This is a genomic window from Nonomuraea sp. NPDC048892 (genome assembly GCF_040649735.1).
Classification (GTDB): domain Bacteria; phylum Actinomycetota; class Actinomycetes; order Streptosporangiales; family Streptosporangiaceae; genus Nonomuraea; species Nonomuraea maheshkhaliensis.
In genome coordinates this window covers 43,758-69,252 of record NZ_JBEZFZ010000040.1, presented here as the reverse complement: position 1 = coordinate 69,252, position 25,495 = coordinate 43,758, and the positions used below count along the sequence as shown (strand labels likewise).

The window sequence follows — 25,495 nt, the reverse complement described above, 5'->3', positions numbered from 1 at the left end:
TACGACGGCGCCGGAATCGGCATTCACACCCCGATCAAGCAGCCCGACGGCAACCAGATCCTCAGCCCGGACAACCGCACCTACAACCGGCTCCTCCGCGCCCTGCGCTGCCTCGGCGAACGCGGATTCGCCCTGCTCAAAGGCCGCTGGCGAATCCTCCAGCACATCACCCTCAGCCCCAGCACCATCGGCGACATCGCCCGAGCAGCACTTGTCCGCACCCATTTCGAGCACAACTACCTACCAGCAATTCGCTGAGATCACGTCAGTACCGCTGATGTTGTAGTGCGTGCCGATCAGGGTTACCTGCTGGCCTCGCAGGTCTCCCCAGCCGACGCCCACCCGGTAGGCCGGGAGGCGTATGCAGTAGGGCGGGTTGTGCCGGGTCGGCGGACTCCTGGCGCTCATGTTCGCAGCGCACGCAGTCCGGCCGGTGCTGGTCGTAATCACCCCTACTACGGCTTCGGGGTCGGAGTGGTAGTCGCCGGCCGCAGCTTCTTCCGTTTTCCTGAACAACGTCTCAGAACTGATCCTGCCGCAGGTCACGCGCCTCGACCGACTCTGCGTTGTTTGTCCAGTAAGCCTCGCCCTCGCTGGACAACCGACGAGCCCCTACAACAGAAGTGACATCACGGGGCGTCGCAATGGTCGAACAGCCGCACCGATGTTTCAGGCGTCCTGATGGCCTGGGCCCAACAGAACCCCGCCGAATTCGCCGAGGCGATGGAGTCGACCGAGGTCGACGATGTGATCACCGACAACGGGGTCAACCTCAGCTTCCTGTCCGACGCCGTTGTTCGGGAAATCAGCTCGGACCTCTGGGCCGCGATGACCAGCCACGCGGATGCCATCAATCGCCACCAAGATGGCCATGGGGCGGAGATCGCCGGGATACCGACTGCCATCTACAACTTCGTCAAGAAGTTCTGGAAACAGATCGTCGCGGCGGCAAAGAAGGCTGGCAAGTGGGCGTTGTACAAGGCACACCTCTGCACTGCTGGTGCGGCCGACGGACTGTACCGCTGGTCAGGCGGTGACGTCGCCCACCTGGCCGCGTATCCCAAGGAGGCCCTCGCGGTGGCGATCACCGGGTGCATCAAGAGACTGTGAATCTCGCTGTGGCCGCACCCCCGGGGTACGGCCACAGCGAGAACCTCCACTCGCCCAGAGCCCTGATGCCCTGCTGCGTCGGGGCTCCGATCATGAAGCCTTCGGCCGCGACCTGGAAGGCGGGTCCGGCCGAGATGCAGCACTCAGGTCAGCGGCTTCAAGAGTAGCCGCCGTCGGCCCAGACCAGAGCGATCGTGGAGAACTTCTGGCGCAGCAGCGCCAGCACCGGAGGCGCGCCGTCGCGGTCCTGCACCGACGCGGCGGTGACCATCACGCACAACAGCAGCCCGAGCGTGTCGACCACGACGTGCCGTTTCTGCCCCTTCAGTTTCTTGCCCGCGTCGTATCCGCAGGCCGCCGGGCTGACGGTCTCGGCCGCCCGGACCGTCTGGGAGTCCACGCAGCCGGCAGTCGGCAGCTCACCGCGTCCAGCCAGAACGCGCAGACGACCACGCAGCCGCCCGGCCAGCCGTTCGGGCAGACCGCACCGGGACCAACGCAGGAAGAACGCATAGATCGCCTCGTGCGGCGGGAAGTCGACCGGCAGGGCCCGCCACTCGATCCCGTACCGGGTCACGTAGTCGATCGCGTCCAGTGTCGCGCGCAGGTCATGCACCATCGGCCGGCCTGTCACCGTGACCAGCTCGGCCATCACGCCTCGCGCCTCGGGCTCCAGCACCTGCCCTTCGATGTCGGTGAGATCCGACGGGTATGCCGGTTTCCGATCGCGACATGCGCACCCCGATGAGGCACAACCGCTGGCGTTCACGGTTGCGGACGTGTAGACAGACAACCACGGGCTCCTGGCCGCTGAGCTGCTTAGACAACACCTCAGCTACCGGGAGCCCGCTCCCGTTCACCGGTCAACGGCCCAATGATGACCGCACCCCAACACTCTCCTGACTCGAGCCTCACCACCAAAGTCCTTCGTCAGCAGGCTCTGAGTTGCCCGGCGAGGGTGTGTCATGTGGGTGACGGCCTGCACGAGACCGTGCGGAGGATCAACATGACTTCAGTCGTCCTCCTGCTCGGGAGCCGGCGGCGTGACCGGGTGAGAAAAGCGCCCCTAACGCACAGGTGCCCACGATGTGCTCCGTGACCGGGGCCCGGCGGGTGTTGTCCGGCGGGCCGCAGGAGGACAGGGGACAACAACCGTGAACAAGAAGGTGCGCATCGGGCAATAAGCGCCGACCCTCTTTCGAGAAAGGCGCCGGATGTATGACCCTTCCTCCCACCCGTCGAGGCCGATGGTGGCGGAGACGGACGACGCGTCGGTCATCGCCAAGTCGCGCGATGAGCCCGAGTGGTTCGCGGTGATCTTCGACCGGTACTTCACCGCCATCCACCGCTACGCCGCCGCCCGCCTCGGGCCCGTGGCCGCCGACGACGTGGCCGCGGAGACGTTCCTGATCGGCTTCGACCAGCGCGCCCGCTACGACCTGACCCACGCGCGGGCGAAAGCCTGGTTGTACGGCATCGCCACCAACCTCATCGCCCGTCATCGCCGCGACGAGCTCCGCTACTACCGGGCCCTCGGCCGCGCGGCCGGCCGTGACGACGTCGAGGGTCACGCCGAACAGGTCACGGACCGAGTCTCCGCCGAACTGCTCCGCCCACGGCTGGCCCGTGGCCTGAGCGGGCTGTCCCAGCGCGACCGCGACGCGCTGATGCTCGTGGCCTGCGCCGACCTCAGTTACGCGGAGGCGTCCTTAGCCCTGGGCGTACCGATCGGCACCGTCGGCTCCCGGGTGAACCGGGCCAGAGCCAAGCTCCGCAAGACGCTGGGTCACGTGGCGAAGGAGGCCTGAACCATGGAAGAGACCATGGAAGAACTGCGAGAGTTGCGCCGCCACCACGACGCGCAGCCGGAGCCCGCTCCGAGGACCGTCGACGCGGCCCGCGCCCGCCTGAACGCGCACATGCGCGGTGACCAGATGCGCGGTGGCCTGGACGTGCACATGCGCAGCGGCCTCAACGCGCAGATGCGCGGTGGCCGGAGTCGCCGGGTGCGCCGGGTCCGGCCGATGTGGGGGCTGAGCCTGGCCGGAGCGGCCGCCACCGCGGTCGCCGTGGCCGTGACGGTCGTTCCCGGCGCGGGCGTGGATCCGCGGACCTCCCCGGCCCCGCCGTCCACCACTGCCACGACCACCACGGAGCTGCGGCTGCGGCCGGTCGCGGACGCCCAGGACGTGGCGGACAACGCGGCGCTGCTGGCCGGCGCCGAAGCCGGATGGGCGATCTCACCCACGCAGTGGAGCTACGTGAAGAGCGTACGCGCCCAGACGCGGCCGGACGGCGGGGAGTGGCTGCGCGGCCGTCCCAAGGAGACGGTCACCCACGAGCAGTGGCGGCGGTTCGACGACAAGGCGTTCGCCACCGTCGAGCAGGGCCGGCTCAAGGTTCATAAGGGGTCGGAGTTCGAGGTGACCTACGCCTACCTGCTCGCCCTGCCGACCGAGGCCGATCAGCTGCTGGCCCGCGTCTACGCGACGGTCGACGAGGAGGACGCCAGGCACCGCGAGTCGCTCCAGGACCGCGTCCGGCAGCGGGCGGAGAGCAGGGGCAAGAGCCCGGAGGAGGCCGAGCGCATCGCCGCGGAGTCGACGCCTGAGCTCCAGCGCGAGGAGCGCGACAGGTGGGCGTTCCAGCTGATCGCGATGGGCATGAGGGACGCCGCGCTGCCGCCCAGACTCCGCGCCGCCATGTACGGCGCCCTCGCCGCGATCCCCGGCGTCCGGTACGAGGACACGGCCTCCGACCTGCTCAAGCGCCGCGGCGTCACCCTCTACCACGTCCTGGACGGATACCTGCGCGACGAGATCTTCATCGATCCGGAGACGTACGTGTACCTGGGCTACCGCACCGTTGTGGTCGCGAATCACAAGGAGCAGCCCCCGTTCGGCGACGTGTGGAAGAAGGGGGAGATTCGCGACTGGAACGCGCTGGTCGAGGCCGCCGTCGTGCGGAAGGCCGGGCAGCGGCCCGGCTGAGCAGCGCAGCGCGGCCTGGCGGGGTGGCCGCGGTGCTCCTTCGCCGGCTCGGGTGGCCTAACATGCGGGCATGCAGACTGCTGCCGGTGTCGTGCTCGCGGGCGGGCGTTCCTCGCGGATGGGGCGGCCGAAGGCGTGGCTGGAATGGCATGGTTCGACGTTGCTCTACCGGGCCGCCGCGGTGGTCGGCAGGGCGGTCGAGGGCCCGGTCGTCGTGGTGGCCGCGCCCGGGCAGGAGCTGCCGCCGTTGCCCTCGGGCGTGACGGTGGCGGAGGACCCCGTGGAGGGGCTGGGGCCCATGCAGGGGCTGGCCGTGGGGCTGGCGGCGGTGGCCGACCGGGCCGAGGTGGCGTTCGTGTGCTCCACCGACCTGCCCTTCCTCCATCCGGCCTTCGTCCGCCGGGTGCTGCGCGCGATGGACGGGGGAGCGGACGTCGTGCTGCCGGTCGCCCGGGGGTTCCGGCAGCCGCTGGCCGCCGGCTACCGGACCGCTCTGGCCGGACTGGTCACGGAGCTGCTGGCGGCGGGCGACCTGCGGCCCGGCATGCTTTTCAAGCACTGCGAGGCGGTGCAGTTGGACGACGACGAACTGCTTGCCGAGGCCGGGCTCAGGCGGCACGACCCGGAGCTTGAGTCCGTGGTGAACGTCAACTCCCCCGAGGACTATGCGGCGGCCAGGGAACGTCCGCCGGCGGAGGTCACGGTGGAGTGTTTCGGCGCGCTGGCCAGGAACGGGGGTCACCGGCCGCGCGCCGTCCCTGCCGCCACGCTCGGGGCCGCGGCGGCGGCGGCCGGGCTGGCTCTGGACCGCCACGTGGTGGCCGCGCTCAACGGCGACCAGGTCACCAGGGACGCCGCCTTGCCCCTCGTGGCCGGTGACACCGTCTCCTTCCTGTCCGCCGACGCCGGCGGCTGAAGACGCATCCGGTCCGGGAAGCGGGTGGCTGAGGACGTATCCGGTCCGGAAAACGGGCGGAAAAGGGCGTGCGCGGCCGGCACGCGGGCGGCGGCGGCCGGTTACGCGGGAGGCGAACCCCGCGAGGGCAGGCCACGGGATGGTCTCCTCGTGGCGCGTCGTAGAGTCGTGACATGGCACCTGGCGGATTCTTCGGCCAAGCGCTGCTCGTGGACGTCGCCGGCCGCGACGCGAGCGGTGCCCCTATCGCGCTGGACGAGCGGGTGCTCCGCTCCTACCTGGGCGGGGTGGGCCTGGGCACGTGGCTGCTGCATCGGCTGGCGCCCGCCGGGGTCGATCCGCTGGCGCCTGAGGCGCCGCTGGCCTTCGTCTTCTCCTCGCTGGTCGGCACGCCGCTGACGACCAGCGCGAAGTTCGCGGTCGTGGCCAAGTCGCCGCTCACGGGCCTGCTGACCGACGCTCTGGCCTCCAGCCGGTTCGCCATCGCCGGCAAGCTGACCGGGCATGACGCGATCGTGATCCGCGGCCGGGCCGACGAGCTGTCGGTGCTGCTGATCGACGGCGGCGACGTACGGCTCGAGCCGGCGCCCGAGCTGGCCGGGCTGACCGCGGCGCAGGCCGAGACCGCGGCGAAAGAGCGCTTCGGCCGTACCTGGCGCAGCGCGGCCATCGGCCCGGCGGGGGAGCGGCAGGTGCGTTACGCCACCATCAGCCATGACGGCCGCCACGCCGGCCGGGGCGGTCTCGGCGCGGTGATGGGCGCGAAGAACATCAAGGCGGTGCTGGTCAGGTCGGCGGCCAAGGTGTCGGTGGCCGACCCGGCGGGCGTCCTCGCCGCCGCCCGCGACCTGCGTGAACGCAGCTTCGGCCCGGCCACCGCGAAATACCGCGAGCTGGGCACGCTGGCCAACCTGCTGGCCTTCAACGCGGTCAGCACCCTGCCCACCCGCAACTTCACCGCGGCCACCTTCGAGGGCGCGCCCCGTCTGGCCGCCGAGGAGCTGCACGAGCTGCGCGGGGTGGCCCGCAACAGCTGCGCCTCGTGCTCCATCGGCTGCGAGCACATCTACTCCCGCAAGGGCGGCGGCCAGCAGCGGATGGAATACGAGAACGTCTTCGCGCTCGGCCCGCTGTGCGGCGTGTCCGACCCCGACGAGGTGTTCGCCGCCAGCGCCCGCTGCGACGAGCTGGGCATCGACACGATCTCGGCGGGCGGCACCATCGCGTGGGCGATGGAGTGCGCCGAGCGCGGCCTGCTCGACGAGCCGTGGCTGCGCTTCGGTGACGGCGCCGCCCTGTTGCGCGCGCTGGACGCGATCGGCGAGCGGTCGCCGGGTCTGGGCGAGCTGCTGGCGCAGGGCTCACGCCGGGCCGCCGCCGTGGTGGGCGGGTCGTCGATCGACTTCGCGCCGCAGGTCAAGGGGCTGGAGCTGCCCGGATACGAGCCCCGCAGCCTCCAGGCGATGGCGCTCGGCCTCGCGGTCAACGCCAGGGGAGCCGACCACAACCGGTCGGGAGCCTACGAGGCCGACCTGTCGGGCGAGCTCGACCGGCTGGCCGGCGGCGCGGCCCACGTCGCCGCCGCGGTCGGCACCGAGGATCGCGCCGCCGTCATGGACTCGATGATCCTGTGCAAGTTCCTGCGCGGCGTCTTCGACGACCCCTTCACCGAGTGGGCCGGGCTGCTCGCGCTGGTCACCGGCTGGCCGGTGGACGCCGCCGAGCTGCGCGAGACCGCCCGGCGGATCGTCCGGGCCAAGCGCGCGTTCAACCAGCGTGAGGGGGCCACCGCCGCCGACGACACGCTGCCGGCGCGGATGCTGGAGACGCCGCTGGAGCTCGGCTCAGGACGCCGGGCGGCGCTCGACGAAGACCGCCTGCGCTCGATGGTCACCGGTTACTACGCCGCTCGCGGCCTCGACGAGGAGGGGCGCGTCGCCCCCGCCGACCTCGCGGATCTCCTGCTGGACGGGTAGATGAGCCGCCGTGTCGTGGAACGGACCATCAGAGGGTAGAAGATCGGCCACTCGAAGGGGTACATTGCCTGACATAGTGTATGCCGTATTCAGTATGCCGAATTGCGGTGCTCTCATGGTGAGGTTGAGATGACGACGATCGAGGAGCCGGCGACCGCCGTACGGACCGTGACCGTCGAGATCGACGGTCGCGAGGTGAGCGTGCCCGAGGGCACCACCATCTACGACGCCGCGAAGTCAGTGGACATTGACATTCCGGTCTTGTGCCACAACGAGCGGTACGACCCCGTCGGGGTGTGCCGCATGTGCGTGGTCGACACGGGCGGGCGGGCCTTCGCCGCCGCGTGCGTGCGCCCGTGCGAGGACGGCATGGAGGTCAAGACCAGCACGCCCGAGCTGGAGCGCAACCGCGCCACGTTGACCGAGCTGCTGCTGTCCGACCAGCCGCCCCGCGAGGAGGACCCGAAGCAGACGACCACCGGCGACAACCTGCTGCTCGATCTGGCCGACCGGTTCGACGTGGCCAAGGAGACGGCCGGCCTGCCGTGCGGCTCAGGCCGGGGCCTCGACACCTCCAACCCGGTCATCGCGGTCGACCACGACGCGTGCATCCTCTGCGACCGGTGCGTACGCGCGTGCGACGACATCCAGGGCAACGACGTCATCGGCCGCTCGGGCAAGGGCTACTCGACCACGATCTCGTTCGACCTCGACGACCCCATGGGCGCCAGCTCGTGCGTGACCTGCGGCGAGTGCGTGCAGGCGTGCCCCACCGGCGCCCTGACCAACAAGGCGATCAACGACGTCCCCATCAGGCCCCGGGAAGAGCTGGACGCGGTCGACACCGTCTGCCCGTACTGCGGCGTCGGCTGCGCCCTCACCTACTACGTCGACCGCGAGCGCGGCGCCATCGCCTTCGCCGAGGGCCGCGACCAGCCGGGCTCGAAGAGCCGGCTGTGCGTCAAGGGCCGCTACGGCTGGGACTACGCGGCCTCGCCGCAGCGGCTGACCGTGCCGCTGATCAGGGTGGACTCCTCCTACCCCAAGGGCCCGCTGTCGGCGGACGTGCGCGGCGACGCCCACAACGACCGGGGGCGGGCCGGCGGCGGAGGCGGCCGCAGCGGCGGGGGACGCGGCTCCGGGCTGAGCAAGAACCGCAAGGACGGCCGGCGCAAGCCCGGCGGCCTGGTCGACTACGACGAGGTACTGCCGCACTTCCGCGAGGCCACCTGGGAGGAGGCGCTCGACCTCGTCGCCCGGCGGCTCAAGGAGATCCACGCCGAGCAGGGCGCGGGCGCCATCGCCGGGTTCGGCTCGGCGAAGTGCTCCAACGAGGAGGCGTACCTCTTCCAGAAGCTGATCAGGGCCGGGTTCGGCACCAACAACGTCGACCACTGCACCCGGCTGTGCCACGCCTCGTCGGTGGCCGCGCTGTTCGAAGGGGTCGGCTCCGGCGCGGTCTCGACCACGTACGGCGACGTCGCCAACGCCGAGGTCGTGATCATCACCGGGTCCAACCCGACGGCGAACCACCCCGTCGCCAGTTCCTTCTTCAAGCAGGCCCGCCGGCGCGGCACGAAGATCATCTACGTCGATCCGCGAGCCAGCACGGTGTCGGAGCACGCCGACTACCACTGCCAGGTCAAGCCCGGCACCGACGTGGCGTTCTACAACGCGATCATGCACGAGGTGATCAGGCTCGGCCTGATCGACATGGACTTCATCAGGGCCCGCGTCTCCGGCTTCGAGGAGCTGGTGCGCACGGTCAACGAATACCCGCCGGAGCGCGCCGCGCAGATCACCGGCGTCGACGCCGACCTGATCCGCCAGGTCGCACGGGTCTGGGGCGAGGCCAAGGCCGGCGTCATCTACTGGGGCATGGGCATCTCCCAGCACACCACCGGCACCGACAACGCCCGCTGCCTGATCGCGCTCTGCTCGATCACCGGCAACGTGGGCCGTCCCGGCACCGGGCTGCACCCGCTGCGCGGGCAGAACAACGTCCAGGGCGCCTCCGACGCGGGGCTGATCCCCATGTTCTACCCCGACTACCAGGGGGTCGACCGGGAGGGCACCCGGCGCAGGTTCGAGGAGGCGTGGGGCACGCAGCTCGACCCCGACCGCGGGCTGACCGTCACCGAGATCATCGGCTCGGTGCTGAAGCCGGGCGGGGTGCGCGGCATGTACATGCTGGGGGAGAACCCGTTCCTGTCCGACCCCAACATCAACAAGGTCCGCAAGGCGCTGTCGCAGCTCGACTTCCTGGTGGTCCAGGACATCTTCCTGACCGAGACCGCCGAGTTCGCCGACGTCATCCTGCCCGCGTCGTCCTACCTGGAGAAGGACGGCAGCTACACCAACACCGACCGGCGCGTGCAGCTCGGCCGCAAGGTGATGGATCCGCCGGGGCAGGCCAGGGTCGACTGGGAGATCATCCAGGACATCGCCCGCCGGATCGGGCTCGACTGGTCCTACACCTCCGCGAGCGAGGTGTTCGACGAGATGGTGGCGCTCATGCCGTCGTACGCGAACCTGCGCCACGACAACCTGGGGCTGAGCGGCAAGCTCTACCCCAACGCCGACCCCGACCACTCCGACGGCACCGTGGTGCTGTTCGACGAGCGGTTCAACACCGACGACGGCCTCGCCCACCTTGTCCCGGCGCAGTGGCTGCCGGCCAAGGAGCTGCCAGACGGGGAGTTCCCGCTGGTGCTCAACACCGGCCGGCTGCTCGAACACTGGCACACCGGATCGATGACGCGGCGGTCGTACGCGCTCGACGCGATCTCGCCGGTCGCCGAGGTCTACATGCATCCCAAGGACGCCGCCGATCGCGGCCTGGCGCACGGGCAGATGGCCCGCGTACGCTCCCGGCGCGGCTCCATCGAACTGCAGGTCCGCGTCTCCCACCGCGAGCAGCTCGGCAACTGCTTCATCCCGTTCCACTTCCGTGAGGCGGCGGCGAACCTGCTGACCATCGACGAGATCGACCCCTTCGGCAAGATCCCCGAGTTCAAGTTCTGCGCGATCCAGGTCGAGGCGCTGGGCGATCGGCAGGCCGAGCCGCTCAGCACCGGACCTCTGAACGACATGGGAAGTGTCTGAATGACCCTGAGTTTCGAGACGGGACGTCCGCGGGTCCCCGGCGTCGAGGCACGAGCCGGCAAGTTTCCCGGCCCGTCGCTGATCCCGGCGCTCAACGCCATCCAGGCGCGGCTGGGCTGGCTGCCCCGGGAGGAGCTGGAGGAGCTGTCGCGCACCATGCGCCGGCCGCTCTACGAGATCCAGGGGCTCATCTCCTTCTACCCGCACTTCCGTACGACGCCGCCGGCCAAGGTGCAGGTCAGCGTCTGCCACGACCTGTCGTGCTGGCTGCGTTCGGCCGACGACCGGATCGCCGCGATCCGCGCCCGCTACGGCGACGACACCGAGATCGAGCTCAACGAGGTCTCCTGCCTGGGCCGCTGCGACAGCGCCCCGGCCGTGGCCGTCAACGAGCATCCGGCGCCGGCCACCGAGGTCGACGCGCTCGTGGCCGCCGCCCGCGACGCCGAGATCGCTGAGGCCGGTGTCACGGGCCGCGCAGAACCCTGGCCGAACGACCCGTACCCGGCCGGCTCCGGCGTCGCGTCCCGATACGCCAGCCTGCGCGCGCTGCTGGCCGGCGAGATGAGCGCAGAGAGCGTGGTGGCCACGCTGGAGGCGTCGGGGCTGCGCGGCATGGGCGGCGCGGGGTTCCCCACCGGCCGGAAGTGGGGCCTGGTCGCCGCCACCGACCCGGGCGGCGTCAAATACGCGATCTGCAACGCCGACGAGTCCGAGCCGGGCACGTTCAAGGACCGCCAGATCCTCACCGACCAGCCGCACCTCGTCATCGAGGGGCTGCTGCTCGGCATGGCCGTGACCGGCGCAGAGCACGGCTGGATCTTCATCAGGCACGAGTACGGCCCCGAGGAGCGCGTGCTGCGCGCGGAGCTCGCGGCACTGCGCGAGGCGGGCGTGATCGGCCCGGACGCCTGTGGCAGCGGCCGCCGGCTGGAGGCCGACATCTTCGTCTCGCCCGGCGGCTACATCCTCGGCGAGGAGACCGCGCTGCTGGAGTGCATGGAGGGCCACCGCGGCGAGCCGCGCAACAAGCCGCCCTTCCCGGGCAACTACGGCCTGCACGGCCGCCCCACGCTGATCAACTCGGTGGAGACCTTCGCCGACGTGCCGGTGATCCTGCAGCGCGGCGCCGACTGGTGGGCCGAGCAGGGCGAGGGCGACAGCGTCGGCTGGAAGTTCTTCGCCGTCTCCGGGCACGTCGAAAACCCCGGCGTCTACTGCGTGCCGATGGGCACCACCGTGCACGCCCTGATCGACCTGGCCGGCGGCGTGCTCGGCGGCGCGCAGGTCGGAGCCGTGCAGCCGGGCGGCGCGTCCTCCAACTTCATCGGCCCCGACCGGCTCGACCTGGCGCTCGACTTCGGCACGCTCGCCGAGGCCGGCACCATGCTCGGCTCCGGCGCCCTGGTGGTGCTGGCCGAGGGCACCGACCTGCTGGCCGCCTCGACCAACGTGCTGCGCTTCTTCCGCAACGAGTCGTGCGGCAAGTGCGTGCCCTGCCGGGTCGGCTCCACCAAGGCGCACGAGCTCCTGCGGGAGACGCTGGACTCCGGCTCCGGCGCCCTCGACGACGCGCGCAGGGGCCGGATCCTGCAACTGGAGGAGACGATGCGCAAGACGTCCATCTGCGGGCTCGGGCAGGTGGCGCTCGGCCCGGTCGTGTCCGTGCTGGGGCTGGACAAGGGCGGCGCGGCGGCCCGGCCGCAACCCCGCCCCGGCGGCTCGAAGGAGCAGCCGGACCGTTGAGCGGCAGGGAGTTCTTCACCGCCAGGACCCTCGCCGAGGTTCGCGAGGGGTTCCGGCCCGCCCGCCGTACGCCGGCCGAGCGCGTCCCGCTGGCGCGGGCGCTGCGCCGGGTGCCCGTCGCCGGCATCACCGCGCCCGCCGACCTGCCCGGCTTCGCCCGTTCCACCGTGGACGGCTTCGCGGTCAGGGCGGCCGACACCTACGGCGCCTCCGACGGGCTCCCGTCCTACCTCGACCTGCTCGGCGCGGTACGGATGGGCGCCGAGCCCGACGGGGCGGTGCGGCCCGGCGGCTGCGTCGCGATGCCGACCGGTGGAGTGATCCCGGACGGCGCCGACGCCGTGGTGATGGTCGAGTACACCGCCGAGACGATGCCCGGCACGATCGAGGTGACCAGGCCCGTCGCGCCGGGCGCCGGCATCGTCCGCGCCGACGAGGACGTCGCGCGCGGCGGCGTTTTGGCCCCCGCCGGCCGGCCGCTGCGCGCCCCCGACCTCGGCTTCCTCGCCGCCGCCGGGGTGAACGAGATCTCCGCGCACCGCCGCCCCCGGGTGGCGATCGTGTCCACCGGCGACGAGGTGGTGCCGCCCGGCACCGCCCGGCTCACCGCCGGGCAGGTGCGCGACGCCACCGCCTCCGCGCTGGCGGGGCTGGTCGCCGACGCGGGCGGCGAGCCGTGGATCGCCGGCATCGTCCCCGACGAGCCCGGCGCGCTCAAGGACCGGCTGGCCGCGGTGCTGCCCGAGTCCGACCTGGTCGTCGTCTCGGCCGGCTCGTCGGTCGGCGCACGCGACGAGACCGCGGGCGCGGTCGCCGCGATCGGCCAGGTCTGGTGCCACGGAATCGCCATCAAACCCGGCAAACCCACACTGCTGGCCGAGTGCTCCGGCGTGCCGCTCATCGGGCTGCCTGGCAACCCGCTGTCCGCCCTGGTGGTGTTCGGGCAGGTCGGCGTGCCGCTGGTGTGGCGCATCGCCGGCTGCGAGAACCCGCCGCCGCAGCCGAGCACCCGCGCCCGGCTCTCCCGCGACCTGGCCTCGGCGGCCGGCCGCCTCGACGTGGTCCAAGTCGGCGTACGCGACGGCGTGGCCGAGCCGATCTTCGGCCCGTCGGCGCTACTGTCGGTGCTGGCCCGCGCCGACGGTTACGTGATCGTGCCGGAACCGGCCACCGGGCTGGACGCGGGCACCGAGGTAGAGGTCACCCTGTACAGATGAGCGCTGAAAGTCCCTTCGTCTCCGACGTGCCCGCGGCCCAGGCGCTCACCGTCTGGCGCGAGGCCCGCGCCGCGGCCGGCTGCCCCGCCCGGGTCGGCCCGGTCCGCATGCCGGTCGGGTCCGCCGTCGGCCGCGTCACCGCCGAGCCCGTATGGGCGCTGCGCTCCTCGCCCGCCTTCGACGCCGCGGCCATGGACGGCATCGCAGTCCGCGCCTCCGACACCGTCGGCGCGGCCGACACCACCCCGGTGCTGCTGGCCCACGGCGACTTCGCCGTGGTCGACACCGGTGACCCGCTGCCCGAGGGATACGACGCCGTGGTCATGCGCGAGCACGTCCACCGCACCCAGGACGGGGAGGCCGAGCTGCGGGCGGCCGTACCTCCGTACCAGCACGTCCGCTCCATCGGCGAGGACATCAGCGCCGGCGAGCTGCTGCTGCCCGAGGGACACCGGCTGCGCCCCGTCGACGTCGCCGCCTGCGCCGCGGCCGGGGTCGTCGAGGTCGGCGTCCGCCGCGCGCCGCGCGTGGTGATCGTGCCGACCGGCGACGAGATCCGCCCCGTCGGGGCCGAACTCGCGCCCGGCGACATCCTCGACACCAACTCGATGATGCTGGCCGCGCAGGCCAGGGAGGCCGGCTGCTCGGCGCGCGTCACGGACATCGTTCCCGACGACCCCGCGGCCATCACCGCGGTGCTCATGGAGGCGGTTCAGGACGCCGACCTGGTGCTGCTCATCGCCGGCTCCAGCGCGGGACGCGACGACTACACCGCCCGCGTGGTCGCCGAGGCCGGCGTCGTCGCCGTCCACGGGGTCGCCGTGCGTCCCGGCCATCCCGTCGTGCTCGGCGCGGTCGAGCGGACGCCGGTGATCGGCGTGCCCGGCTACCCGGTGTCGGCGGCGCTCACGTTCGACATCTTCGCCGCACCCGCGCTCGCCGAGCTGGAGGGCGCCGCGCCGCGCGAACGCCCCACCGCCACGGCGCACCTGGCCAGGAAGCTGCCGTCGGCCATCGGCATGGACGACTGGGTACGCGTGCGCCTCGGCCGGGTCCGCGACCGGCTCGTGGCCACCCCGCTGCCCAGGGGCGCCGGCGTGCTCACCTCCCTCGTCCGCGCCGACGGCCTGCTCGTCGTGCCCTCCGGGGTGGAAGGCCACCACGCCGGGGAGCAGGTCCGGGTCGAGCTGCTGCGTGGCCTGTCCGAGATCGGCCGCACCATCGTCGCCATCGGCTCGCACGACATGGTGCTCGACCTCGCCGCCTCCGCCCTGCGCGCCGCCGACCCGCTCATCACCCTGGCGTCGTCGAACGTCGGCTCCCTCGGCGGCCTGGTGGCCCTGCGCGACGGCCTCTGCCACGTGGCCGGCTCACACCTGCTCGACCCGGCCACCGGCCTTTACACGCTCCCGTACGTGGACCGCCTGCTCGGGGCGGACGCCGACGTCGCCGTCATCCGGCTCGTCCACCGCGACCAGGGCCTCATCGTCGCCCCCGGCAACCCGCTCGGCCTGACCGGCATCGACGACCTCGCCAAACCCGACCTGCGCTACGTCAACCGCCAGCGCGGCGCCGGCACCCGCGCCCTGCTCGACCACGAGCTGGCCGGCCTCGGCATCGACCCGCGTGAGGTGTCCGGCTACTCCCGCGAGGAACACACCCACCTCGCCGTCGCCGCCGCCGTGGCGGCCGGCCGCGCGGACACCGGCCTGGGCATCCTGGCCGCCGCGCGCGCCTTCGGGCTGGACTTCGTGCCGGTGGCGCGGGAGCCGTACGACCTGGTGCTGCGTACCGGGACGTTGGAGGAGGAACTGCTGGCGCCGCTGTGGGAATTGCTGGAACGACCGGAGTTCCGGGCAGAGGTGGAGGCGCTGGGCGGCTACTCCTGTGCCGAAACGGGCCGCCGCATCCGCTGACCTGCGCTTGGGGCCGGGGCCGTCAGCCGCGCGGGGCGTACATGATCACCAGGAGCGCCGCCAGCGCGAACAACATCAGTGAGCGAACGATCGTCATGAACGGTGGTACTCCACTCCGCCTCCGTACCAGGAAACTTTGCATCAGGCGACAGCCCTCTTCAGCTCCAGTGTGTTCCCACCACGAGTGGGCGACGGGGCCACCGGGCCGGTCAGTCCCTCGATCACCACGCTCGCAGACGTTGACGCGGTGCCACACGTCGCGGTGCCTTCCGTTCTGACGAGGTGGTGGACCTCCGCACCGATCGCCAGGGCATACCGGCGAACCGTGGACAGGCGTGGATCTCCACCGACTCGCTCGAAGTCGGACACCGCGGGTTGACTCCGCCCCATCCTGTCCGCCACCTCGCTCTGCGCCAGCCCAAGCTGCTTACGCACGCCGACGAGGGCCTCGATGAGACGCATGTCGCGTTCGACCGCTGCGCTCTCCCGCCGAACATCGGGATCATCCAGGTCGATACCGAGCAGAGCGGCGACGTCATGGTCCATGCCTACCTCCAATGATCGGCTTCACCTTATATACGGCGCTGCCGGTCCAGCGTCACACCGGAGGCCGCTGCTACCGGGCGTCGGCGTCTCCGCCTGGGTGCTGGGCCGGCGGGTGCCGGTGTGGGTGGGTCGGGTCGGTGGTGAAGTGGAGGCCCTTGGCGGACAGGTGGTGTTCCAAGGCTTCCGGGCTCTGGTGGGTCTGGTCGGGGAGGAGGTAGTACTCCTCCAGGAGGGCGCGGGCGGTGTCGTCGTCGCTGACCGCGCAGTCCCAGAGCACCTCGCCGTCCTCGACGGTGACGTCGAAGGCGAAGAAGGCGCAGCAGGCCTTCTCACGGGCGGCCAGGTCGCGGACCCAGGCCGCTGTGCCCGGTTCGGCGCGGAGGCGGAAGCGGATGCCCTGCTCGGTGCGCTCGCGGGCAGTGAGGTGGCGGGTGAACAGGTGGCGGTACTCGTCCAGGCGCTCCTGGGGCGTGTCGGAGGCGGTGGTCATGTCGCAGACGATCGGGGTGGAAGCGGGGGGAATGTTCACCTTTGGGCTCCTCCGGGTGGGGCGGTCAGCGCTCTTGTGGTGCCGTCACTTCGAACCGTAGAGTCTGGAGCCTGGTCCAGAGTCAAGGGGTTGCGCCGTGAAGATCGGGCAGGTCGCGCACAAGGCCGGGGTCAGTGTGGATACGGTCCGTTTCTATGAGCGGCGCGGGATCCTGCCTGTCGCCCGGCGCCGGCCCTCGGGATACCGCGTTTTCGACGCCGCCGCGGTTGAACGCATCCGGATGGCCAAGAGCCTGCAAGAGCTCGGGTTCACCCTGGACGAGATCGTCGATGCCCTGGCCGCGCACGATCGTGGTGGTGCCACCTGTGACAGTGAGCGCTGGCGGCTGGAAGCGGTGGTGGATCGGATCGATGGCAAGATCGCCGAGTTGGGCCGGGCGAGGCGCGCCGCTGTGGAGACTCTGAGTGATTGCCGGGCAGGGTGCTGCCGGCTGGCTTATCCGCACGCCGACTGAAATAGCTGCCGGCTCGCCTATCCGCATGCCGACTGACGTGGTTGCGGGCTCGCGTATCGGGCGCGCTGCCTGAAATACTCGTGCGCCGATCAAAACCGCCGAAAACGCCGAAGCCGCGGATGTTCGTCGACTGAAGCGCTCGCGCCGGGCTGCGGGAAGGAGACAGGGAATGCGGGGGCCGCTGGTCGTCAAGCGGGCACTCGGTGAGCCGCCGCTCCTCCTGGCCGCGACGGTCTCGATCCTGCTGGCGACGACCACGCTGGTGGCGCTGACCATGTACGCCTCCTCCATCGCCGGCGCGGGCGTGCGCAGGGCGCTGGAGACGGCCTCGTATCGGCAGACGACCACCACGATCAGCGCTCAGGTCGATGCCAGGACCTTCCCGACGTACGACCGGCTGGTGCGTGGCGAGCTGGCGGCGGCGTACGGGGCGGCGCCGGCGGTCACCACCAGCCTGCGCTCCGACTCCTATGTCATGCCGGGGCAGGACGGCGAGGAACTGCCCGAGTTGCTGCGGTTCGGCAGTCACGACGGGCTCGACCGGCACGCCCGGCTGGTCGCGGGCAGGTGGCCGCGGGCCGGAGGGGAGAGCGTCGAGGCGGTGGTCTCGGAGCCGGCGGCCGCGGCCACCGGGTTCCGTCCCGGCTCCGAGCTCGTGCCGAAGGCGCGGCTCGACGGGCGTCCGGTGCAGGTCCGCGTGGTGGGTGTCTTCCGGCTCGACGACCCCGCCGACGAGCGCTGGGCCGGCGAGGAACTGCTGCGCCGGGGCGTGGAGCGCGGCGAATACACCACGTACGGGCCGCTGATGGTGGCGAGGGAGACGTTCGCCGGGCGCTTCGCCACCGGCGTCAGGGCCGTCTGGGCGGCCGAACCGGAGCTCGGGGCGCTGACCCCCGAGCGGCTGCGCCCGCTGGCCGAGGCCGTCGGCCGGGTCGGGGAGCGGCTGACGAAGGCCGGCTGCGTGAGCTGCGTGACCGCCGGTGAGCTGCCCGAACTGCTCATCCAGCTCGGCACCGCCTCGCTGGTGGCCCGCTCGACCATGCTGATCCCGGTGCTGCAGTTGTTGCTGCTGGCCGCGTACGCGCTGATGCTGACCGCGCGGCTGCTGGCCGACCACCGCCGGATGGAGGTGGCGCTGCTGCGTTCGCGCGGCGCGGGCACGCTGCGGCTGGTGGCGCTGGCGGGCGGCGAGGCGCTGCTGGTGGCGCTGCCCTGTGCGATCGTGGCGCCGTTCCTCGGCCCGCCGCTGCTCGCGCTGGTCACCATGCTGCCCTGGATCAGCGCGTCGGGGGTGCGGCTTGCGCCGGTAGCGGATCTGGGCACGTTCCTCGTGTCGGGTGGGGTGGCGCTGGCGGCGGCCGTGCTGCTGGCGCTGCCGGCCGTGGCGGGTGCGCGGCGTACGTACGTGGAGGAGCAGACGGCGCGCGGGCGCGGCGGCCGGCGCGGCCTGATCCAGGGGGCGGGCGCGGACCTGGCGCTGCTGGCGGTGGCCGCGCTGGCCATCTGGCAGCTCCAGCGGTACGGCGCGCCGGTCACCGAGACGGCGGCCGGCGGGCTGGGCATCGATCCGCTGATCATCTCCGGGCCCGCGCTGGCCCTGCTGGCAGGGGGTTTACTGGGGCTGCGGCTGGTGCCTCGGGTGTCGAAGCTGGCCGAACGGGTGACGTCCAGGCGGCCCACGCTGGTCGCCGCGATGGGGGCCTGGCAGGTCAGCCGGCGGCCGCTCAAGTACGCGGGCCCGGCGCTGCTGCTCACCCTGGCCGTCGCGATCGGCGTCGTCTCCATGGCCACCACCTCCACCTGGCAAGCCTCGCAAGGCGATCAGGCCGATCACCAGGCGTCGGCCGATCTGCGCCTGTCCGGGCCGGCAGAAGGGCCTGAGCTGGGGGCGCTCGGCCGGGGCACGGCGTTCACGGCGTTACCCGGCGTCACCGCCGCCTCGCCCGCCTTCCGGGCGCAGACCGACGTGGGCGGCGAGAGCGCGCTGCTGCTCGCCCTGGACGCGGGCCGGCTCGGCGAGCTGTTCCGGCTGCGTCCCGACCTGTCGGAGCTGAGCGTGGCTGAGCTGGCGCGGGCGCTGCCCGGCGACCGGGCGGGCCGGCTGGAGTTGCCGGGACGGCCGCGCACCCTCACCGTGCGGGTCGCGACCCGCGCCGCCGCGACGGCCCGGCTGGTGATCTCCGACGCGCTGGGCGTCTGGCGCGACCTGCCGCTCGGCGAGCTGAAGTGGGGTCCCAACCTGGTCGAGGTCGATCTGGCCCCGCTGGCCGGGCGCGCCGGGCGGATCGCCTATCCGCTGTCGGTACGCGGGCTCGTGGCGGGCGAGCAGGCCGGCCCGAGGCTGACCGGGCTGAAGGCGGACGGACTGGACGTGCCCGTGGCCGGGGCCGTCTCTCGCCCGCACGGCATCGTCACCTTCGAGCCGCCGGCGAAGTCGGAGGTGCCGGGGAAGGGCGAGTCGGGCCTCTCGGGGGTGCGCGGCGAGGCCGGGGAGCCTGGGCCGTTGCCCGTGGTGATCACCCCCGGTCTGGCCGTCACGTTCAAGCTCGACATCGGCCAGAGCGGAACGGTCCGCCTGGCCGGCCGGGTCGTCCAGGTCGTCGTGGCCGGGATCGTGACGAGCATGCCCACCAGCGCCCCCGCCCAGCAGGCCGTGCTCGCCGACTGGGAGACGCTGCAGACGTACGAGCTGGCCTCCGCCCAGCCGTCCAGGCCCGCCACCGAATGGTGGCTCGCCGCCGCGGGCACCGCGCCCGCGCGGGAGATCCTGCGCCGCAACCCTCAATGGGACGTGACCGCGATCGACCGCCGGGAGCTGGCGGCCGAGCTGCGCGACGACCCGCTGGCCGGCGCGCTCCAGGGCGCGCTGACCCTGGGGTTCGCCGCCGCGCTCGGGTTCGCGGTGCTCGGGTTCCTGGTCAACGCCGTGGTCGCGGCGCGGGAGCGGCGGGCCGAGTTTGCCGTGCTGCGGGCCCTGGGCGCCGGTTTCCGCCAGGTCTTCGGGATGCTGGTCACCGAGCAGGCGTTCGTCATCGGGCTGTCGCTCGCGGCCGGCACCGGGCTGGCCGTGCTCGTCGGGAGCCTGGTGGTGCCGCGCGTCGTCCTGACCGGGCAGGCGTCGGCGGTCACGCCCGGTGTGCTGTTCCACGTCCCGTGGGCCGCGGTCGCGGCGATGCTGGTCCTGGTCACGGCGGTGCTGGTCGCGATCGTGGCCGGGCTGGCCCGGCGGGTGTGGCGGGGGCAGACCTTGGAGGAGCGGTGACGATCCCTCTGGGCGTACGGGCGCACGCGGGCACGTTCGCGCTGATCGCCGTGCTGACGGCGGTCGCCTGCCTGCTCCTCGCCGGGCTGCCCAGGACGATGCAGGCCTCGTTCGACCAGGCACTGCGCCGGTCGCTGGCCGGCGCACCAGCGGTGCGGGCCGACGTGGCCGTCACCGGCGCCCCGGTCCTGCCGCCCGGCGAGCTGCGCTCACGCGCGCAGTTCGAGGACGCCGGCCTGCGCTGGCGCCGGCTCATCCCGGCGGCGCTGCGGCCCATGATCGGGTCCGGCGGCCACATCAGCGCCAAGACCTCCCGTACGCCCGTCGCCGGCGCGAGCGGGATCCGTACCTTCGCCAACCTCGGCTGGCTGTCCGACGCCGACCGGCGGGTGGAGTGGGTGAGCGGCCGCGCGCCCGGCAAGCCGTTCACCATGCAGTACGTGGGCACCACGATCCCCGTCATCGAGGTGGGCGTCGTGGAGGAGGCGGTGGCCCGGATGGGGCTGCGCGTCGGCCGGACCATGATGCTCGGCGGGAGCGTGCACACCGCCGCCAAGATCGTCGGAGTCTTCAAGGCCAGAGACCCGGCCGACCGCGCCTGGACTCACGACGCCGACGTCCTGCACGTCACCAGGATCGTACCGCTGGACGCGCCGGAGGAACTGCACACCACGACGCTGATGTCGGACGACGGCCTGGCCGCGCTGGCCAACCGCGAACGCACCCTGTCCTACCGCTGGGTCCTCCCCCTCGACGGGCGGGCCGCGAGCGCGCTGGGCGTGCCGGACGTCGAAGCCGCGCTCGCCGAGTTCGAACGGCAAGTGGACGTCCAGGGGACGGGCAGCATCATCTACCGCGTCGTCACCGGGCTGCCCGATCTGCTGGGCGCCTTCCAGGTCGCGCTGTCGGCCGCGCAGACCGTGATGTACCTGCTGCTCGGCGGCCTGTTCGCGGTCGCGCTCGGCGTGATCGTGCTGGGCGTGCGGCTGCTGACCGACCGGCTGGAGCCCGCGCTGTCCCTGGCGCGGGCGCGCGGCGCGTCGCTGCGGCAGGTGGCGGTGGCCGGGGTCGCGCTGACCGCGCTCACGGTGGTGCCCGCGGCCTTGGCCGGGTACGCGCTGTCGTACCTGCTGCCGGGGCCCGTGCTGCCCATCGTGCACGCCGGTCCCGCGGCCGTGGCCGCCGGTGCCATGGCGTTCGCCGTGACGCGCCTGGTGCTCGCACACCGCGCGCCGCTGAACGAGCGCCGGGCCGACCTGGTCGCCGCCCGGCCGTCCGCGCGGCGGCTGACGGTGGAGGCGCTGGTCGTCGTGCTCGCCCTGGTGGGGGCGTACCTGCTGCGGGCCAGAGGGCCGTCTGGCACCGCGCAGCAGGATCCGTTCCTGCTGCTGATCCCGGTCGCGCTGACGGTGGCGGCCGCGCTGATCACGCTGCGGTGCCACCCGTACCCGCTGCGGCTGTTCGTCGGGCTGGCCGCGCGGGGGCGGGCGGCGGTGCCGTTCCTGGGCCTGGCCAGGGCCGCCAGGGAGCGGTCGGCGGGCGCGCTGCCGGTGCTGATCCTGCTGCCCGCGCTGAGCCTGTCGGTGTTCGCCGCGGTGGTGCACGACGGGATCACCACCACGCAGCAGGTGGCGTCCTGGCAGAAGGTGGGCGCGCCGATCAAGCTGACGACGGAGGGCAACCTCCCGGCCGACGTGGTCGATCGGGTACGACGGGCGCCAGGCGTCGAGCGGGTGGCGCTCGCCCTGACCGGCCGGGTGCAGGTCAAGGCCACGGGAGAGTGGCCGTACGCGGTCGCCGTGGACCTCGCGGCGTGGCGCCGGGTCAACGAGGACGCCCCGATCGCGCTGCCTGAGCTGTCCGGGAAGAACTCCGCGCTGCTCTCGCCCGCCCTGGACAGCCGGGGTTCGTTCGACATCACGTGGTTGTCGCCGGTACGGCTGAACGCCCAGGGCGTGATCGACGCGGTGCCCGGGTTCTACGCCAGTGGGCAGTTCCTCCTTGTGTCGCAGGAGGTGCTGCCCTGGCCGGCGGCCGACACGCTGCTGATCAAGGGCGACATCACGCCCGCTGAGCTGGCCCGCCTCGTGCCTTCGGCCACGGTCGAGACGCAGGAGGCGGCGCTGGCCGGGATCCGGGCCGACCCGCTCACCGGCACGGTCCGCACCACGATGGTCGTGGTGACGGTGGCGCTGGGGGCGTACGCGCTGGTCGCGATCGTGCTGTCGCTGGCCGCCGGGGCCGCCGGGCGGGCCAGGACGGTCTCGCTGCTGCGCACGCTCGGGCTGTCCGACCGCCAGGCCCGGCGGCTGACCCTGCTGGAACTGCTGCCCGTCGTCCTCATCACGGCGCCGGTCGGCCTGGCCCTGGGCCTGAGCCTGCCGGCCGCGCTCGGGCCGGGCGTGGACATGTCGGCGTTCGCCGGCGGCCTGCCCGTCACCGAGCACCCGCCCGGCCTGCTCACGCCGGTGGCGCTGGCGGCCGGGCTGGGGCTGTGCGCGGTGCTGGGGGCGTACGCGCACACCGCCATGAGCCGCCGCCGCGCCCTCGACGCCGCCCTCCGCGTGGGCGACACCTGAGCACGCCGCCCTCCGTGTGGGCGACACCTGAGCACGCCGCCCTCCGTGTGGGCGACGCGTCAGCATGACGCTCGTCGTGTGGGCGGCGCCTGAGCGGGACCGTCCACCCCGGACGGAGATGGGGACGCGAGCACCGGGGCGGCCCGTCGCGGGCCGCCCCGGTCAGGGCGTCAGCGGACGCGGATGAAGACCGGGTTGGAGTAGAACCACAGGTCCTCCCACGGGCTCTCCTTCCCGTCGGCCTGCGGCTCCATCTCGTCCGTGCTGGTGCCGCGCACCCGCAGGTAGCTGTCCTGGCCCACGTCGCGCAGGGTGTGCCGGATGACGACATCCTTGCCCTGGCGGCGCCAGTCGCGGGGGCCGAAGCGGGCCACGACCTTCGTGGTGGGGTTGGTGGCGGCGTCGAGGTCCGAGCTCACGCCGGTGACCTGGCCTGCGATCAGGTCGACCCGCTGCACCTCGGGACGGTCGCCGTTGCCGTTCTTCCCCTCCAGGGGACGGAAGCGGATCTCCACCTCGACGTCGGTGCGGCCCCGGTTGCTGACGACGAGCGTCTCGCTCACCGTGGCCCGGCGGCCCTGGTTGCTCGCGGTCACGTCGAGCGCGGTGATCAGGTCGCCGGTGGTGACGAAGATCCGGCCGTTGCGCAGGCCGTCCATGATGTCGCCGTAGTCCTGCCGGGCCGCCACGTACGTCTTGCTGTACTCGCCCGGCCAGAAGTCGGAGCCGCCGCGGGTCCAGTGCACGTGGGAGTCGGAGGTGGCGGTGATCCACCAGTGCCGGCCCTCGCCCAGCAGGGAGTCCCACAGGCCGCCGACGCGGGCGGTCATCTGGTCGAATCCGCCGTAGGTGGGGTGGTTGCCGTACCCGCCGCGGGAGCCGCCGTTCAGCGGGCCCGCCTGGTGGCCCGGCGCGCCCTCGAAGCCCACGTACACGTCGGGGGCGGCGTTGTTGCCGTTACGGAACTCACGCGGCGTGTCCTGCCCCCACACGCCGAGCCCCGTCGCCGACCGGGAGGCGTGGTGGGCGATCACCAGCGGCTTGCGGTTCATGCCGCGGGCGGCCTTGAGGAACTCCACCATCTTGGCCTCGGTGTCGCGGCCCGGATCGGTCGGGAAGGCGTCGAACTTGGCGAAGCGGCTCTCCAGCTCGAACAGCTGCTGCGCCTCCCCGTCGTGGTGCGGGATCATCAGGGTGTGGTGGTCCAGCGCAGGCGCGTCGAACTCCATCCCCCAGAACTGCAGCACCTCCGGCACCAGCACCCGTGACCGCAGCAGGTCGGGGTAGGCCTGCTCCAAGTTCACCTTCGAGTGCGTCGGGCCGCCGTGGTCGGTGCACATCGCCCAGGTCAGGCCGAAATACTTGGCCATGATGGCGTTGGTGACGATGGGGTAGACCGCGTCCGCGCCCTTGTGGAAGGTCGGCGGGTTCGTCTTGGTGTCGAACTCACCGCTGTACTCCGAGTGGACGTGGTGATCGCCCGCCCGCCACATCCGGCCGTTGTTGCCGCCGGCGGCGAACGTACGCTCGTCGTCCGCCTGCGCCGGGGTGCCGCCGATCAGGGGAGCCGCCGCGGCCAGGGTCGCGCCGACGCCGGCGTACTTGACCAGACGGCGTCGGGAAAGCCCGGAGTGCTCGGTCTCCTCGGCCTTCTTGTTCCTCACAGTGCTGCCTTTCCTGCAGATAAGGGTGACAGCTGACAAACCTCCAATAGGGGGATGAACACGACATGAATGGCCGCAGGAGACACCCAGAACGCTGCGCAGCGTCTCGGCGCTCAGGGCCGGTCCAACGGGTGCTGGAAGTTGTTCAGCAAGGTGAAATGGTCCTTCGACTCCGGCGGGATCGGCCCGAGCTCCACCAGGCCCGACGGCGGCTCCAGCCCTGTGCGGTAGAGCTTGCCGACACCGGCGCCGTCGTTCGCGGAGGAGGCGATGATCAGGGAACGGCGGTCCTTCGTGAGCGCCACAGACAGGATCGCGGACTCGGTGGCGGGGGCGATCTCCTTGATCACCTCGACCTCGGTGTCCTGGACGTACTCGATGTCGTCCCGCGCCAGCCGCGGCGAGACCCGCGCGGTGTAGAAGTCGTTGCTCCCGCCCTGGCAGAGCAATTCGGCGGCGCCGAGCCAGGCGAGGGGCAGGCAGTCGCGCAGCCCGCCGCCGTCACGCACGACGACCTCCATGCCGAACGGCTTCATCATCGGCTCGTCGTCATGACCGACGATCGTCCGGCCGACGAGGTCGAGCTCCGCGCCGCGTACCGACCTCATGCCCTTGGCCACGGTGGTGGGGTCGGCGGCGAACCTGCCAGACGGGTGCACGGTGCCCGGGCACACGACGGCGACCTGCCCGACGACGCGGTAGTAGATCTCCTCGCTCTCGTTCTTGACGCACGCCATGCTGAGCCGGCGCGCGACCGGCGTTCCGTCCTGGGCGGCCGAGTAGAACCGCAGGCCGCGGCGGAACCAGAACGAGCCGTCGGACGCGAAACCGGGCCGGCTGTCGGAGAACGTCTTCGTCACGTACCCCTTCATGTTCGACCGCTCGGTGAGGTCGGTGAACGCGCCGGTGCCGAGGTCGAGCCAGCCGACGTGCGTCGGATCGCTGCCGGACGCGCCGTCGACCTGGACGGCGAGCCTGCGCCCGTCCGGGGAGACCGGGCTGATGCCGGGGTCGCCGGTCTCGCCGCAAAGGCTTCGCACGACCGCCTTCCGGCCATTGGTAGCGATCTCGGTCAGCAGGGGCTGGAGCATGGCGCTGGAGAAGGTCGCGGCGGGCGTACGGAAGGCGTCGTCGTACGCCGTGACCCGCCAGTGCGCACCGTCCCGCGAGCAGGCCACCGGGCCCCGTGCGGCGAGCAGAGCGGGCAGGCTCTTCGCCGCCTCCGCCAGGGACTCCGCGCGAGAGTTGCGCGTGGCCGGGGGTACGGCGGCGGGTTCCGGTGCCGCCGCGCAGGCGGTGGTGGCGAGCAGGAACGCGACGGCCGCTGCCGTTCCGCGGAGGGTGCCCATCAGGAGGACTCCATTCGATGATGATCCGTAAAAGAGTGAATACCATTAACCATGTGATGGATGTTCACCGCAAGTGGCGGGCGCGGCCTGCTCGCGGCTCGCGGGCATGGCCGGG

General features: G+C 72.2%; 18 protein-coding genes. 13 read left to right on the top strand and 5 right to left on the bottom strand.

The genetic code is table 11. The features are described from left to right. Both AB0C28_RS52390 and AB0C28_RS52385 read left to right on the top strand, forming a co-directional pair. A partial coding sequence (locus tag AB0C28_RS52390) for a transposase family protein (protein WP_358084490.1) occupies positions 1–258 on the top strand: 258 nt, incomplete at its 5' end. A 423-nt stretch (positions 259–681) separates the two neighbouring features. Further along, positions 682–1,110 (top strand): hypothetical protein, encoded by a 429-nt coding sequence (locus AB0C28_RS52385; RefSeq protein ID WP_358084487.1) that lies wholly within the window; start codon positions 682–684, stop codon positions 1,108–1,110. Between the two features lie 157 nt (positions 1,111–1,267). On the opposite strand, the gene AB0C28_RS52380 is transcribed toward AB0C28_RS52385, so the two are convergent. Next, positions 1,268–1,879, bottom strand: coding sequence for an IS5 family transposase (locus AB0C28_RS52380; protein ID WP_358084496.1), 612 nt, complete (start codon positions 1,877–1,879; stop codon positions 1,268–1,270). Between the two features lie 445 nt (positions 1,880–2,324). On the opposite strand from AB0C28_RS52380, the gene AB0C28_RS52375 reads away from it, so the two are divergent. The 8 genes from AB0C28_RS52375 to AB0C28_RS52340 all read left to right on the top strand — a co-directional run bounded on the left by AB0C28_RS52375 (position 2,325) and on the right by AB0C28_RS52340 (position 14,976). Continuing rightward, positions 2,325–2,918 carry an RNA polymerase sigma factor gene (locus tag AB0C28_RS52375; protein WP_358084484.1) on the top strand — a complete coding sequence of 198 codons (594 nt, stop codon included), beginning with the start codon at positions 2,325–2,327 and terminating at the stop codon, positions 2,916–2,918. Between the two features lie 3 nt (positions 2,919–2,921). Beyond that, positions 2,922–4,100 (top strand): CU044_5270 family protein, encoded by a 1,179-nt coding sequence (locus tag AB0C28_RS52370; protein ID WP_358084481.1) that lies wholly within the window; start codon positions 2,922–2,924, stop codon positions 4,098–4,100. Between the two features lie 70 nt (positions 4,101–4,170). Next, positions 4,171–5,016, top strand: coding sequence for a molybdenum cofactor guanylyltransferase (locus tag AB0C28_RS52365; RefSeq protein ID WP_358084477.1), 846 nt, complete (start codon positions 4,171–4,173; stop codon positions 5,014–5,016). Positions 5,017–5,189: 173 nt separating this feature from the next. Beyond that, the gene (locus AB0C28_RS52360) at positions 5,190–6,992 is read left to right on the top strand and encodes an aldehyde ferredoxin oxidoreductase C-terminal domain-containing protein (RefSeq protein ID WP_358084474.1); all 1,803 of its coding nucleotides are present in this window, start codon (positions 5,190–5,192) and stop codon (positions 6,990–6,992) included. 129 nt (positions 6,993–7,121) lie between these two features. Beyond that, a complete protein-coding gene (gene fdhF, locus AB0C28_RS52355) occupies positions 7,122–10,097 on the top strand; it encodes a formate dehydrogenase subunit alpha (protein ID WP_358084471.1) in 2,976 nt (991 codons plus the stop codon). Continuing rightward, entirely contained in the window at positions 10,098–11,843 is a 1,746-nt protein-coding gene (locus AB0C28_RS52350) for an NAD(P)H-dependent oxidoreductase subunit E (RefSeq protein WP_358084468.1), read from the top strand. It begins immediately after the preceding gene. Beyond that, positions 11,840–13,060, top strand: a complete 1,221-nt coding sequence (glp, locus tag AB0C28_RS52345) for a gephyrin-like molybdotransferase Glp (protein WP_358084466.1) — start codon at positions 11,840–11,842, stop codon at positions 13,058–13,060. Before AB0C28_RS52350 ends, glp begins: the two co-directional genes overlap by 4 nt. Next, on the top strand, positions 13,057–14,976 hold the full coding sequence (locus tag AB0C28_RS52340; protein WP_358084463.1) for a molybdopterin biosynthesis protein: 1,920 nt from the start codon (positions 13,057–13,059) through the stop codon (positions 14,974–14,976). Before glp ends, AB0C28_RS52340 begins: the two co-directional genes overlap by 4 nt. Before the next feature lie 141 nt (positions 14,977–15,117). On the opposite strand, the gene AB0C28_RS52335 is transcribed toward AB0C28_RS52340, so the two are convergent. Next, positions 15,118–15,522 carry a helix-turn-helix transcriptional regulator gene (locus AB0C28_RS52335; RefSeq protein ID WP_358084460.1) on the bottom strand — a complete coding sequence of 135 codons (405 nt, stop codon included), beginning with the start codon at positions 15,520–15,522 and terminating at the stop codon, positions 15,118–15,120. Between the two features lie 70 nt (positions 15,523–15,592). Next, positions 15,593–16,051, bottom strand: coding sequence for a hypothetical protein (locus AB0C28_RS52330; protein WP_358084458.1), 459 nt, complete (start codon positions 16,049–16,051; stop codon positions 15,593–15,595). Between the two features lie 97 nt (positions 16,052–16,148). Between AB0C28_RS52330 and AB0C28_RS52325 the strand changes: the two genes are divergently transcribed. From AB0C28_RS52325 to AB0C28_RS52315, 3 genes are all read left to right on the top strand, one after another. Next, complete coding sequence (locus AB0C28_RS52325; RefSeq protein ID WP_358084455.1) at positions 16,149–16,526, top strand: MerR family transcriptional regulator; 378 nt, start codon at positions 16,149–16,151, stop codon at positions 16,524–16,526. Positions 16,527–16,695: 169 nt separating this feature from the next. Next, entirely contained in the window at positions 16,696–19,788 is a 3,093-nt protein-coding gene (locus tag AB0C28_RS52320; RefSeq protein ID WP_358084452.1) for an ABC transporter permease, read from the top strand. Continuing rightward, the gene (locus AB0C28_RS52315) at positions 19,785–22,367 is read left to right on the top strand and encodes an FtsX-like permease family protein (protein ID WP_358084449.1); all 2,583 of its coding nucleotides are present in this window, start codon (positions 19,785–19,787) and stop codon (positions 22,365–22,367) included. The genes AB0C28_RS52320 and AB0C28_RS52315 overlap by 4 nt, the downstream gene beginning before the upstream one ends. A 170-nt stretch (positions 22,368–22,537) precedes the next feature. On the opposite strand, the gene AB0C28_RS52310 is transcribed toward AB0C28_RS52315, so the two are convergent. Both AB0C28_RS52310 and AB0C28_RS52305 read right to left on the bottom strand, forming a co-directional pair. Then, complete coding sequence (locus tag AB0C28_RS52310; protein WP_358084447.1) at positions 22,538–24,031, bottom strand: phosphoesterase; 1,494 nt, start codon at positions 24,029–24,031, stop codon at positions 22,538–22,540. A 113-nt stretch (positions 24,032–24,144) separates the two neighbouring features. Then, positions 24,145–25,380: a hypothetical protein gene (locus tag AB0C28_RS52305; RefSeq protein WP_358084444.1), complete on the bottom strand. Its 1,236-nt coding sequence runs from the start codon at positions 25,378–25,380 to the stop codon at positions 24,145–24,147. Between the last annotated feature and the right edge of the window lie 115 nt (positions 25,381–25,495).

Excerpts from the sequence above, each read along its gene's own strand:
- AB0C28_RS52385 (WP_358084487.1), top strand. The coding sequence starts at position 682 with ATGGCCTGGGCCCAACAGAACCCCGCCGAATTCGCCGAGGCGATGGAG.
- AB0C28_RS52375 (WP_358084484.1), top strand. The coding sequence starts at position 2,325 with ATGTATGACCCTTCCTCCCACCCGTCGAGGCCGATGGTGGCGGAGACG.
- AB0C28_RS52370 (WP_358084481.1), top strand. The coding sequence starts at position 2,922 with ATGGAAGAGACCATGGAAGAACTGCGAGAGTTGCGCCGCCACCACGAC.
- AB0C28_RS52365 (WP_358084477.1), top strand. The coding sequence starts at position 4,171 with ATGCAGACTGCTGCCGGTGTCGTGCTCGCGGGCGGGCGTTCCTCGCGG.
- AB0C28_RS52360 (WP_358084474.1), top strand. The coding sequence starts at position 5,190 with ATGGCACCTGGCGGATTCTTCGGCCAAGCGCTGCTCGTGGACGTCGCC.
- fdhF (WP_358084471.1), top strand. The coding sequence starts at position 7,122 with ATGACGACGATCGAGGAGCCGGCGACCGCCGTACGGACCGTGACCGTC.
- AB0C28_RS52350 (WP_358084468.1), top strand. The coding sequence starts at position 10,098 with ATGACCCTGAGTTTCGAGACGGGACGTCCGCGGGTCCCCGGCGTCGAG.
- AB0C28_RS52340 (WP_358084463.1), top strand. The coding sequence starts at position 13,057 with ATGAGCGCTGAAAGTCCCTTCGTCTCCGACGTGCCCGCGGCCCAGGCG.
- AB0C28_RS52335 (WP_358084460.1), bottom strand. The coding sequence starts at position 15,522 with ATGGACCATGACGTCGCCGCTCTGCTCGGTATCGACCTGGATGATCCC.
- AB0C28_RS52320 (WP_358084452.1), top strand. The coding sequence starts at position 16,696 with ATGCGGGGGCCGCTGGTCGTCAAGCGGGCACTCGGTGAGCCGCCGCTC.
- AB0C28_RS52305 (WP_358084444.1), bottom strand. The coding sequence starts at position 25,380 with ATGGGCACCCTCCGCGGAACGGCAGCGGCCGTCGCGTTCCTGCTCGCC.